We start from the raw sequence: 12,426 nt of genomic DNA, 5'->3' as shown, positions 1-12,426 counted from the left end.
GGGGTGTCAGGAGACGTCACGGCAGGAAAAGGAGTGCCAAATAGCGGACCTCGGCGGCCCATTGATGGGGCGTGCGTCCTACGGTGCGTCCATGGATCTCTTCTCGCTGCCCCGCCTGGGGGTTGTCGTGCCGCCGGAAAACCCCACGGCGGAACCCGAGTTCAACCAACTGCTCGGCCCCGGAATGAATGTGTACGCCGCCCGCTTCCCGGTGACTCCCGGGGCCGGGCTCAGGGCGATGCTGGAGACGTACAACGAGGTGCTTCCGGACGTGCTCGGAAGCTTCGGCGCGCTGCGGCTGGACGCCGCCGTGGTCGCGTGCAGCGCCTCGCACTATCTGCTGGAGCCGGAGGGCGACCGGGCCTTCTGCGAGGAGCTGTCCGAGCGCGCCGGCTCGCCCGTGCACTCCTCCACCCAGGCGATACTCGCGGTCTGCGAGGCGCTCGGGGTGGACCGGCTGACGCTCGTCTCCCCGTACGAGCCGTGGCTCACCGACACCTCCCGGGCCTTCTGGGAGCGGGCCGGCCTCACGGTCGACGGGGTGGTGCTCGTCCCGGCGGAGGAGGCCGCGGCGCCGGGCGGTCAGGCGCGTTTCGACCCGTACGCCGTGAGGACCGGGGCGATCCTGCGGCGCATACGGGAGCGGGAGCTGCCCGCCGACACGGCCCTGCTGTTCACGGGGACGGGCATGGGCACCCTCGCCGCCCTCACCGAGCTGGCCCGGCAGGACCCGCACCAGCCGCTGCTGACCTCGAACCTGGCGTCCGCCTGGTGGGCGCGGCGGGCGGTGGGGGCGAGCGGCGGATCCCACCACCCGCTGCTGCGGCGGCTGGAGGAAGCGGCGGCCTGAAGCGGACGGGCCCCGGGGCGAGCGCACCCGGGTCGGCGTTCGGTCGGTCGGCGTTCGGCCGTCCGGCGTTCGGCCGTCCGGTGTCCGCCGACCGGTGTCCGCTCAGCCGGCGGAGGTCTCCGGCATCCGCCAGGCGTACCCCATGCGGTAGCCGACGCCCCGGACCGTGATGATCCAGCCGCTGGAGCCGAGCTTCGCCCGGAGGCTGCTCACATGCGTGTCGATCGTGCGGCTGGTGTGCCCCCAGTCGCTTCCCCAGACCCGGGCCATCAGTTCTTTCCGCGTCACGACCGTTTCCGGAGTGGCGGCCAGGGTGTACAGCAGCTCGAATTCCTTCGACGTGACGCCGACGAGCCTTTCGTGCAGCCGTACTTCCCGCAGATGCGGGTCGATACGCAGATCGTGCAGGGATATGGCGGTGGGAAGGGTCTGCCGGGGTCGGGTGCGGCGCAGAACCGCTTCGATACGGGCGCCGATCTCCCGGAATCCCCAGGATTTCATCACGCAGTCGTCCGCGCCCGCGTGCAGCGCGAGGACCCGCTCGCATTCCGCGTCGGCGGCGCTGACCGCTATCAGTGCCGTGTCTCCGCCGTTCCGCAGGGCCCGGCACAATTCCAGTCCGTCGATATCGGGCAGGTCCAGGGAGAACAGCACGAGATCCGCGTCGCCGTACGCCCGCAGGGCCCGCTCTCCGGTGGGGACGTCGTGGGCGGTGAACCCCTGCCGTCGCAGATCGCTGACCACGGCCGCCGCGGCGGAGGCGTCCGGCTCCACCACGAGTACCCGTCTCATGTGCCCCGCCTCTCTCCTCGGCCCCACGTCAGTGGGAGACGCCGGTGAGAGCGGCGGCCGGGACCCGGCACGGCGGCGCTCCCGGCGGCGCGGTCGCGGTCGCGGTCCCGGCACCGGCACCGGCACCGGCACCGGGACCGGGGTACAGGCGCTGGTGGACGTAGGCGGCCGACGCCATGGTCATGTGGTGGTGCCAGCCGGGGAAGGAACGGCCCTCGAAGTCGAGGACCCCGAACCGCTGACGCAGCACGGCCACGGCCGAGAGCGCCGAGGTGTGGCTGCGCGCCAGCCGCAGGATCTCCTCCACCCGGTGGTCGGTCAGCGTGGTGAGCCAGTAGCGGGGCGGCTGCCGGCCGTCCGGGTCGGGTCTCTCCAGGACGCGGTACGCGCGCCCGCCCCCGTCGTCACCGGGCCCGGGCCGGGGCGTCGTCACCGCGCCCGCGTAGGTGTGGACCGGTACGGCCCTGACCCGGCCGTCGGGGGCCTGCCGGAGCAGGACATGGGTCTGCCGGGCGTGCCGCACCTCCATGAGCGCGCTGACACCTGTCACGACGGGCGTGTGCTGTCCCGTGAGGAGCACCTGATGGTCCGGCGGGACCTCGCACACCACGTCCGCCCGCTGCCGGGCGAGACCCGCGAGGACCCCGGCCGCCTCGGGGCACCGGGTGAGGTCCAGCACCCAGGGAACGCGCGGCAGCCGGGGCTGCGCCGCCACCTCGGCGGCGTACCCGGTGACATGGTCGGCGGGGGTGCGTCCGGCCTCGGAGCCGGGGACGCGTGCCCGGCGTCGGCGCTCCCGGTCCGAGTCCCACGTACGGTCGAGCAGGAGGCTCCAGCCCACCGGATAGCTCCGGCCGCCCGAGGAGAGAAAGAAGACCAGCGCACGCTGGCAGTTGACGGTGCGTCCGGTCTCCGCGTCGAGGCGTCGGTGCACGCCCACCGAGTGCTCGCCCCGCTTGGGGATGATGAGTTCGGCGACGGTCCAGGCGCGCGGGGTCGTCCGCTCGGCGACCAGAGCGGTGAGCCGGTGGCGTACCGGATTCCAGTCCCACGGGCTGGCGTTGATGAACTGGTGGAGACCGTGCGCCGCTGCCGAGGGTAAGGGCTTCGCCAGCGCCATGCGGCGGGGTGTCTTCTTGCCCGACGCATGGATCAGGGCCCACAGATACGCCTGGGCCCAACGGCGCTGCTCCGGCCGCCGGAACGCCCGGAAGATCTCGTCCATGAACGTCTGCATGCACGCGCCCTCGCCCGGCATCGCCGCGCGTACCTCAGTTGACGACATGTAACGCTACGCCCCCTCGATACTCGTCACCGCTCGCACCCGAGTGGATACATGGCACATCAGTACGGGGTGAAAGTACCGTCCGTGGCGGAGTTTGCCCGGGTCGGCCGCCTATTTTGCAAGTTCGGGGTCTGACCTGCGCAAACGTCCTTCGGCGGGGTGGGCGTGGGTCGTGCGTACGGGTGGAAAGTCCGGATTTACCAGCGGTGGAGCCCTGTTCCGGGGCCGTCCGGCGAAGTGTCAACAAATCGTGAACATGCCCCCGGGACGGTCCCCGGGGGTCGTTTCCCGGGTCCGCCCGCGAGGGGAGGGGGACCGCCGGAGGACGGGGGAGGGGTGTCCTCCGGCGGTCGGTCGTCAGGCTGTCGCGACCGGGGCGTCCTCGGACGCGGACGCGGACGCGGACTCGGACGCGGACTCGGACGCGGACTCGGACGCGGACTCGGCATCGGTCGCCGGCCGCCGCGCGGGGAAGCCCGCCCGGCGGGCGTAGAGCACGACCGCGATCACCGGCAGGAGGAGCAGCAGAACCGTCCAGGGGAAGGACTCGCTGCCGAGGGTGTCGAGCAGGATGCCGCCGACGATGCCGCCGCCCGCCATCGCGACGTTCCAGAGTGTGACGAGCATCGCCTGCGCCGCGTCGGCAGAATCGCCGCCCGCGTCGCCGACGGCGGTCTGCAACAGGGTCGGTACCCCGCCCCAGCCCAGCCCCCACAGCACCGCGGCGACGTAGACGAGGGCGGTGGTGTCGGAGAGGACGGCCAGGATCAGCGCGGCGACGGCGACCAGCAGCGCGCCGCCGACGGTGAGACCGCGCAGCCGGCGGTTGATCTGCGCGCCGACGATCCAGATGCTCGCCAGCGAGGCGGCTCCGAAGACCAGCAGGATCAGACCGGTGGAACCGCCCAGGCCCAGGTCTTCGAGGTACGTGGCGATGTACGCGTACAGGATCGTGTGCGCCAGCACGAAGACCAGCGTGACGAAGAGGACCGGGGAGACGCCCGGGATCTTCAGGGTCGGCAGCAGCTTCGGCCGCGAGCCGCGCTCCTGGCCCGGGAAGTCCGGTACGGCCGCGAAGATCCACACCAGCAGCACGACGGTGAGCACCGTCATCGACAGGAACGCGACACGCCAGCCGAGCCAGTCGCCGAGGAACGTACCGGCGGGCACGCCGAGGGAGAGCGCGACGGGGATACCGGCCATGGCGACGGCCATCGCCTTGCCCTGGAGGTGTACGGGGGCCATGCGGCGGGCGTACCCGGCGAGCAGGGCCCAGGCGAGACCGGCCGCGACACCGGCGACGAACCGGGCCACCATCGTCAGCTCGTAGACGGACGACACAGCCGTCACGGTGTTGGCGAGGGCGAACCCGCCCATGGCCGTGAGTAGCAGCTTCTTGCGCCGCCAGCCCGCGGTGGCCGCGGTGAGCGGGATCGCGGTCAGGGCGGTGCCGATCGCGTAGACGGTGACCGTCTGACCGGTCGCGGACTCGCTCACCCGCAGGTCCTGGCTCATCGCGGGCAGCAGGCCGGCCGGGAGGGTCTCGGTGAGGCTGGTGATGAAGACGGCGGTGGCGAGGGCCAGCAGCGCGAAGAGCGGAAGCTTCTGCTGATCCTCGCCCGCGCTCGTCGGGTCCGGTGCCGCGGGGGCGGCGGACGCCGTGTCGGGTGCGGTGCTCATGGGGTGTGCTCCTGGTTTCCGGAAGGGTGGTGCGGGACGCGGGGACGGTGACGGGACGGGACGGGACGGGACGGGACGGGACGGAGAGGAGAGAGGACGACAGGGCGGCGGCGGGTGCGGGTTCACGGGCGGCCGAGGCCGCCGTCGACGGGGAGCCGGGCCCCCGTGGTGAACGTCGCCTCCGTGGCCAGGAAGAGCGCGGCGCGCGCCACCTCCTCGGCCGCTCCGAGACGACCCAGCGGGGGCAGGGGTACGGCGTCGGAGCCCGGCGACTCGATACAGCCCGGGGCCACCGCGTTGACGCGGATGCCCCGCGAGACGAGTTCGGCGGCGAGCGCCCGCACGGCGTCGGGGCACGGGGTGGGAGCGGTCAGCACGATCGAGCCGCCGTCCCCGATGTGCGGCAACAGGGGGCGCGCGGTGGGGATCGCGTCGGCGAAGAGGAGATCGACGCCACCGGCGGGGAAGCCGGACCCGCCGTCCCCCGCGAGGGCGGCCGCCACGGCCGACGGTGTGACGACGCGGGCGGTGGAGCCGAGTTCGGCGACCGCGTGCGCGCGCTCCGCGTCGGTGCGGGCGGTCAGCAGGACCGTCGCCCCGCCCTCCACGAGGCGTTTGGCGATGGCCAGGCCGATGCCGGTCGCCTCACCGGCGACCAGGGCCTTTTTGCGCGCGTACTTGGTCATGGTCGCCGCTCCCTCCGGGCCGCCCGTTCCTCGCCGGTGGAGCAGTGCCACCGGCGAGGACGACTCTGCGCCCGTGCGCTTCGGGAAACCTTCGGGAAAACTTCGGACGGACGGACGGACGGACGGACGGCCGTCCGGCGGGCGGGGCGGGCCCGGGCGGCTGACGGGACGGGCCCGGGCGGCTGACGGGACGGGCCCGGGCGGCCGACGGGGCGGGGCCGGGTGGTGGGACCGGGCGGTCGTCGAGCCGGGGCCGCCGGGTGGCGGATGGGCCCGAGTGCCGGTCCGGGGGCCCTGTACGGTGGCGACCATGCGGTTTGGGGTGCTCGGGCCACTGGTGGTGTGGGACGGCGAGGGACGGGAAGTCAGGGTCCCCGAAGCCAAGGTCCGGGCCTTGCTGGCGGATCTGCTCGCGCACGACGGGGCGCCGGTCTCCGCCGACCGCCTCATCGACGACCTGTGGGGCGACGCGCCCCCGGGCAAGCCGTCGGGCGCGCTCCAGGCCAAGATCTCCCAACTGCGCCGGGTCATCGGGCGTGACCGGGTGGTCCGCCAGCCCCCCGGCTACCGGCTGCGGCTCGACGAAGGCGGCGACGAGGTGGACGCCGTACGGTTCCGGGCCCTGGTGACGCGGGCCCGCCCCGTCCGGGACCCCCACGCGCGGGCCACGCTGCTCACCGAGGCCCTGGAGCTGTGGCGCGGACCGGCGTACGCGGACTTCGCGGACGGCCTCTTCGTACGGGCGGCCGCCCAACGCCTCGCGGAACAGCGGCTCTCGGTGCTGGAGGAGCAGGCGGAGGCGCGCCTGGAGGCGGGGGACCACACGCTTCTCGCCGGGGAGCTCACCGACCTCGTGGCGCTCCACCCGCTGCGGGAGCGCCTGCGCGCCGTCCAGATGAGGGCCCTGTACGTGGCGGGCCGCCAGAGCGAGGCGCTCGCGTCGTACGAGGACCTGCGTACCCGGCTGGCGGGGGAGCTGGGGGTCGACCCGAGCCCCGAACTGGCCGCGCTGCACGGGGCGGTGCTGCGGCAGGAGCCGGGGCTGAGCGCGGGGGCGTACGCGGCGGCCACCGTCGCCCCGCCCGCTCCCGCCCTCGCTCCCGCATCAGCCCCTGCCCCTGCCCCTGTCCCCGCGCCAGTTCCCACGCCGGTTGTCCCCACCCCCGTACCGTCCAACCTCCCCGTCCCCCTCACCCCCCTCGTCGGCCGGCGGCAGGCGCTCGCCGACCTTTCCCGACTCCTCGCGGACGCACGGCTGGTGACCCTCACCGGGCCCGGTGGCGTTGGCAAGACCCGGCTGGCCGTGGCGGCGGCCACCGCCGAGCGGGACGGGGCCCGGTCCGGTGAACTGGCCGACGGCACCTGGCTCGTGGAGTTCTCCGGCATCCGCGCCGGTACCCCGGCCGACCTGGCCCAGGTCGTCGCCGCCACCCTGGGCATCCGCGACGACGCTCCGAGCTCGCTGCCCGGCACCGGCACCGGGGCCGCCAGGCACTCCCTCCCGCACCGCCTCGCCGCCGCCCTGCGCGACCGGCGCACCCTGCTCGTCCTGGACAACTGCGAGCATGTCGTCGACGCCGCCGCCGAACTCGCCGAGCTGCTCCTGCGCACCGCCCCCGGCCTGCGGGTCCTCGCCACCGGACAGGAGACGCTCGGCCTGGCGGGCGAGGCGATGTTCCTGGTCGAGCCCCTGCCGCCCGCCGACGCCGTCCGGATGTTCATGGAGCGCGCGGCCGCCGCCACCCCGGGCTTCCCGCGCGACCCGGACGCGCCGGACGAGCCCGAACGCCGGGCCGTCGCCGAGATCTGCCGCCGCCTCGACGGCATCCCGCTGGCGCTGGAGCTCGCCGCCACCCGCGTACGGGCTCTGGGAGTACGCGAGTTGGCGGGGCGGCTCAACGACCGCTTCCGGGTGCTCACCTTCGGGCAGCGCGGCGCTCCGGCCCGCCAGCAGACGCTGCGGGCGGTGATCGACTGGAGCTGGGAGCTGCTCAGCGCGCCCGAACGGATCGTGCTGCGCCGCCTGGCCGCCCACAGCGACGGCTGCGACCTGGCCGCCGCCGAAGCGGTCTGCGCGGGGGACGGCGTCGCCCGGGACGAGGTGCTCGACCTCGTCACCCGGCTCGTCGACCGGTCCCTGGTGGTCGTGGTGGACGGGCCCACCGGCCCCCGCTACCGGCTCCTGGAGTCCGTCGCCGTGTACGCGACCGAGCGGCTCCACGAGATGGAGGACCTCACCGCCGTACGGGACCGCCATCTGCGCCACTACCGGGCGCTGGCCGAGGACGCCGAGCCGCAGTTGCGCGGTGCCGGGCAGCGGCCCTGGCTGGCCCGGCTGGACGCCGAGGCCGGCAACCTGCGGACGGCGCTCGACGAAGGGGTGCGCCGGGCGGCCGCGGGGGAGCCGGCGGAGGCGGTCCGGCTGGCCACGGCCCTCGCCCGGTGGTGGCTGCTGCGGGGCCGGCTGACCGAGGCCCGTCGGAGCCTGGGCGCGGTGCTGGCCGTGACGGACGGCCCATCCGAACTCGCCCTCCTGCACGCCGCGTTCGCGCTGCTCACCGGGGACCCCGCCGCAGCGGCGACCACGGCGAACGGCAACGGTCCCGGCCCCGGCCCCGGCCCCGGCACGGACGCGACCGTCACCGCCGCCGCCGCGATCCCCGACCCCGTGCGCCGGGCCAGGGCGCTCTGGCTGTGCGCGTACGGTCTGTTCAGTGCGGGTGACGCGGCCGGGAGCGGTGAGCTGAACACCCGGGCCCTCGCCCTGTTCACCACGGCGGAGGACCAGTGGGGCATCGCCGCCGCCCTCGGCCTGCGCGCGATGCTCGCGCTGGGCTCCGGCGACCTCGCCGGTCTCGGCCGCGACGGCACACGCAGCGCCTTGATCTTCCGCGAACTGGGCGACCGTTGGGGCGAGTTGCAGACCGTGTCCCCGCTCGCCGCGCTCGCCGAGATCAAGGGAGCGTACGAGGACGCCGAGCGCCGCCAGCACGAAGGGCTGCGCCTGGCCCGGGAGTGGGGGCTGGAGGCGGAGGTGTCCGCGCGGCTCTCCGGGCTCGGCCGGCTCGCCCTGCTCGCCCGTGACTGGGACCGCGCCCGTGAGCTGCACGAACAGGCGCGCCGGATCGCCGCCGAACAGGGATACAAGTACGGCGAGATCCACTCCGAGATGGGCCTCGCCCTCGGGGCCCGCCGCTCGGGCGACCTCGACGGGGCCGAGCGGCATCTGCTGCACATCCGCGACGGCCACGCCGACGTCTCCTCCCGGGCGGGCGACCATCTGCTCCTGGCCGAGCTCGGCTTCGTCGCCGAGCTGCGGGGCGACGCGCGCGGGGCGGCCGCCCGCCATCTGGCGGGCCTGGAGATCGCCCGCGCCCTCGCGGAGCCCCGCGCCCTGGCCCTCTCCCTGGAAGGCCTCGCCGGCGCGGCCGCGCTGCTCGGCGACGGCCCCGCCGCCACCCGGGCGGCCGTCCTCCTGGGCGCGGCGGCGGCCGCCCGGCGGCGGGCCGGGGCCCCGCTGCCACCCGCCGAGCGCGCCGACGTCGACCGCGTCACCGCCGGGGCCCGGGCCACGCTGGGAGCGGACGCGTTCACGGAGGCGTACGGGAGGGGGGCCCGGCTGGACCCGGAGGAGGCGGTGCACCAGGCCGGCGAAGTCCTCCCGGGACGCTGACCGATACGTAACCGAAACAGACCCGCGCGGTCCCCGAAGCAGCGCTCTGACCGGCCGGAAGTACGGCTCGCGGACGCTGGGGGCGTACCCGACCTCCGGTGTACGTGACGTTGGGAGACCCGTGCCGTGCTGAGCACCCGGAAGGGCGGCCTGGACCCCCGCGAGGCGATGGGCGCCGACGGGCGGATGGGCGCCGACGGGCCGATGGCCTCCCACGAGCCCTCGGACGCCCACGAGCCCTCGGACGCCCACGAGCCCTCGGGCATCCACGAGCCCTCGGACGCCCACGAGCCCCCGGGCATCCACGAGCCCCCGGCCTCCCACGAGCCCTCGGCCTCCCACGAGCCCCCGGGCATCCACGAGCCGTCGGGCAATCGAACGACCCCGGGCACCCGGACGCCCCCGGGCACCCGGGCGGCCGAGGCAAGCCGCTCCCGCCGCCCGGGCCGGCTGCTCGCCGCCGTCGCCGTGCTGTGCGCCGTGCCGATGGCGCTGCACGCGTGGGTCCCGAACGCGGGGGTCAACGCGGGCAGTCTCTTCCAGACGCTGCTGCCCTGGACCGGCCTCGGCGTGCCACTCCTCCTCGTCCTCGCCGCCGTACGCCGGTCCCGGACCGCCGCCGTGGCGGTGCTCGCGCCCGCCGTCGTCTGGGGCACGCTCTTCGGCGGCGCGCTCACCGACAAGCGCTCGGGCGGCGGGGGCCTGACGGTGGTCAGCCACAACGTGAACGAGGGGAACACCGACCCGGCCGGCACCGCGCGCGCACTCGTCGGGGCGGGCGCGGACGTCCTGGCGCTCGAAGAGCTGTCCGACGCGTCGGCGACCGTCTACTCCCGTGAACTGGCCGCCGCTTATCCGCACCACGCGGTGATCGGCGGGGTCGGCATCTGGAGCAGATACCCGCTGGCGGACGTGCAGGCGGTGCCGATCATGCCGTGGACCCGTGCGCTGCGCGCCACGGCCCGGACGCCGGACGGGCCCGTCGCCGTGTACGCGGTCCACCTGGCATCGGTACGGGTCTCGGCGGCCGGTTTCACGACGGGCCGGCGCAACGACGCGGCCCGCGAGCTGGCCGCCGCGCTCCGGGCGGAGCCCGCGCCCCGGGTCGTGGTGCTGGGCGACTTCAACGGGACGTACCTGGACCGCGCGCTCGCCCCGGTGACCTCGCAGCTGCGTTCCGCGCAACGGGAGGCGGGCGACGGCCTCGGGTTCACCTGGCCCGCCGCGTTCCCGGTGGTCCGCATCGACGACGTGCTGGTGCGGGGGATGACCCCGCGCGCCGCCTGGACCCTGCCCGCCACCGGCAGCGACCACCTTCCGGTGGCGGCCACACTGGGCCGGTGACCCGGTCCGCCGCCCTCCCCCGACTACGATGCGAGCGACCGATGACCTCGAACGCCCAGGTAGGCAGCGTGTCCGAAGCCCGGGGCCCGGCCCCCGTCAGCGTGCTCGTGGTCGAGGACGACGCCACCATCCGCCGCGCCGTCCAGCTGGCCCTGGAACGCTACGGCTACCGGGTCGACGTGGCCGCCGACGGACTCAGCGGCCTGGAGGCCTTCCGGGCGGGCACGTACGACCTGCTGATCCTCGATGTGATGCTGCCCGAGCTGGACGGCATCGGCCTGTGCCACCGGATCCGCGAGGAGAGCCCCGTCCCGGTCCTGATGATGTCCGCGCGCGGCGACGCCCTCGACGTGGTCGCCGGCCTGGAGGCGGGGGCCGACGACTACGTGATCAAGCCGGTCGACACCGGCGTCATGGTCGCCCGGATCCGCGCCCTGCTGCGCCGCGCCACCTTCCGCCCGGACACGGAGGTCCCCGCGGCCGGGAAGTCCGGCCGGGCCGACCACATCCTGGTCTTCGGGGACCTCAGCGTGGACACCCTCGGCATGGAGGTGCGCCGGGCCGGCGAGACCGTGTCGCTGACGCCGACCGAGCTCCGCCTGCTGCTGGAGTTCGCCGCCGCGCCCGGCTCGGTGCTCGACCGCCGCCGGCTGCTGCGCGATGTGTGGGACTACGGCTGGGAGGGCGACACCCGGGTGGTGGACCTGTGCGTGCTCCGGCTGCGGAAGAAGATCGGCAGCGGCCGGATCGAGACCGTCCGCGGCTTCGGCTACAAGCTCGTCCGCGGCTGAGCGGCCGGCGGACGCCGTGGACTTCCTCAACCCCCGCGCCCTGCGCTGGAAGATCGCCGCCCTGGCCGCCGCCGCGTGCTGCGCGGTCGCGGCCGTGGTCGGCTTTCTCGTGCACGACGCGACCCGGGAGCGCGGGCTGCGCGTCGGCCACGACCGGACCCTCACCCGGCTGATCGCCGCCGAGCGGGAGTTCGACCGTACGGGGAAGGCCCCGGCCGACATCGACGTACGGACCAGGGCGGAGCTGCCCGAACAGCTGGCCCGCGATCTTGCCGAGCGCCGTCCCGCCACCGACGGCGGATACGCCACCTGGTACGACGTCGATCCGCCCAACTGGTACTGGATGTGGGGCGCCGTGGCCGTCGGCGACGATCAGATCCTCGTCGTCCGGGACGACATGAGCGCCGAGGTCCGAAGCCTCCAACTGCTGGACCGCAGCATCGTGAAATCTGTCCTCGCCGCCCTCGTCTTCGTCGTCCCCCTCGCCGCCCTCGCCACCGAACCGATCAACCGGCGGCTGCGCCACGGAGCCCGTACCGCCCGCCGTATCGCCGACGGGGACCTGGACGCCCGCATCGGCCCCGCCGGGCGGGCCCGGGACGAGATCACCGAGATGTCGGCGGCCGTCGACGACATGGCAGGCGCCCTCCAGCGCAAGCTGGAGAACGAGCGGCGCTTCACCGCCGACGTCGCGCACGAACTGCGCACCCCGCTCATGGGCCTGGTCACCGCCGCCGGGCTGCTGCCCGACGACGACGAGGCGACCGGTCTCGTACGGGACCGGCTGCGAGCCCTGAACGCCCTGGTCGAGGACCTGTTGGAGATCTCCCGCCTCGACGCGGGCGCCGAGCGGGCCCGCCTCGACCCGGTGCCGCTGGGCGAGCTGGTCGCCGACGTGGTGCGGCGTACGGGCACGGACACCCGGGTCGCCGTCGGGGCCGCCGAGGTGGTGGAGACCGACCCGCGCCGGGTCGAGCGGATCGTGGTCAACCTCGTCACCAACGCCCACCGGCACGGCGCGGCCCCCGTCGAGGTGACCGTGACCGGGGCGCGGATCGCCGTACGCGACCACGGGCCCGGTTTCCCGCCCGACCTGCTGGAGCGGGGCCCGCAGCGCTTCCGCACCGGCGCGAGCGAACGCGGCCGGGGGCACGGTCTCGGCCTGACGGTCGCCCAGGGCCAGTCCGAGGTGCTCGAAGCCCGGCTGACCTTTGTGAACGCCGCGGGCGGCGGCGCGCTCGCGACGCTCGATCTGGCCCCGCGTCCGGCCTGATACAGAACCGATACGCACTCTCGCGGGGGCGGAAACGGCGCCGTACGGGTGC

9 protein-coding genes are annotated in these 12,426 nt (G+C 74.8%); 5 read left to right on the top strand and 4 right to left on the bottom strand.

Translation table 11 applies throughout. The features are described 5' to 3' along the window. Positions 1-91: 91 nt before the first annotated feature. Entirely contained in the window at positions 92-850 is a 759-nt protein-coding gene (locus ACIQRW_RS07520) for an arylmalonate decarboxylase (protein ID WP_403755803.1), read from the top strand. Positions 851-952: 102 nt separating this feature from the next. On the opposite strand, the gene ACIQRW_RS07515 is transcribed toward ACIQRW_RS07520, so the two are convergent. From ACIQRW_RS07515 to ACIQRW_RS07500, 4 genes are all read right to left on the bottom strand, one after another. Next, complete coding sequence (locus ACIQRW_RS07515) at positions 953-1,642, bottom strand: response regulator transcription factor (protein WP_403755801.1); 690 nt, start codon at positions 1,640-1,642, stop codon at positions 953-955. Positions 1,643-1,670: 28 nt separating this feature from the next. Further along, positions 1,671-2,900 carry a transposase gene (locus ACIQRW_RS07510; protein ID WP_403756410.1) on the bottom strand — a complete coding sequence of 410 codons (1,230 nt, stop codon included), beginning with the start codon at positions 2,898-2,900 and terminating at the stop codon, positions 1,671-1,673. A 384-nt stretch (positions 2,901-3,284) separates the two neighbouring features. Beyond that, positions 3,285-4,607 carry an MFS transporter gene (locus ACIQRW_RS07505; protein WP_403755798.1) on the bottom strand — a complete coding sequence of 441 codons (1,323 nt, stop codon included), beginning with the start codon at positions 4,605-4,607 and terminating at the stop codon, positions 3,285-3,287. A 122-nt stretch (positions 4,608-4,729) separates the two neighbouring features. Further along, entirely contained in the window at positions 4,730-5,293 is a 564-nt protein-coding gene (locus tag ACIQRW_RS07500; RefSeq protein WP_403755795.1) for an SDR family oxidoreductase, read from the bottom strand. 310 nt (positions 5,294-5,603) lie between these two features. Here ACIQRW_RS07500 and ACIQRW_RS07495 point away from each other — a divergent pair, with 310 nt between their 5' ends. The 4 genes from ACIQRW_RS07495 to ACIQRW_RS07480 all read left to right on the top strand — a co-directional run bounded on the left by ACIQRW_RS07495 (position 5,604) and on the right by ACIQRW_RS07480 (position 12,374). Further along, positions 5,604-8,966, top strand: coding sequence for a BTAD domain-containing putative transcriptional regulator (locus tag ACIQRW_RS07495; RefSeq protein WP_403755792.1), 3,363 nt, complete (start codon positions 5,604-5,606; stop codon positions 8,964-8,966). Between the two features lie 450 nt (positions 8,967-9,416). After that, positions 9,417-10,310: an endonuclease/exonuclease/phosphatase family protein gene (locus tag ACIQRW_RS07490; RefSeq protein WP_403756407.1), complete on the top strand. Its 894-nt coding sequence runs from the start codon at positions 9,417-9,419 to the stop codon at positions 10,308-10,310. Positions 10,311-10,351: 41 nt separating this feature from the next. Next, on the top strand, positions 10,352-11,101 hold the full coding sequence (gene cseB / locus ACIQRW_RS07485; protein WP_403755789.1) for a two-component system response regulator CseB: 750 nt from the start codon (positions 10,352-10,354) through the stop codon (positions 11,099-11,101). Positions 11,102-11,117: 16 nt separating this feature from the next. Next, entirely contained in the window at positions 11,118-12,374 is a 1,257-nt protein-coding gene (locus ACIQRW_RS07480) for a sensor histidine kinase (protein WP_403755786.1), read from the top strand. Positions 12,375-12,426 lie beyond the last annotated feature (52 nt).

It is taken from the genome of Streptomyces sp. NPDC091287, from assembly GCF_044768525.1.
Lineage (GTDB): Bacteria > Actinomycetota > Actinomycetes > Streptomycetales > Streptomycetaceae > Streptomyces.
Note: the sequence above shows the minus strand (reverse complement) of the source record. Positions and strands in the feature narration are given on the sequence as shown.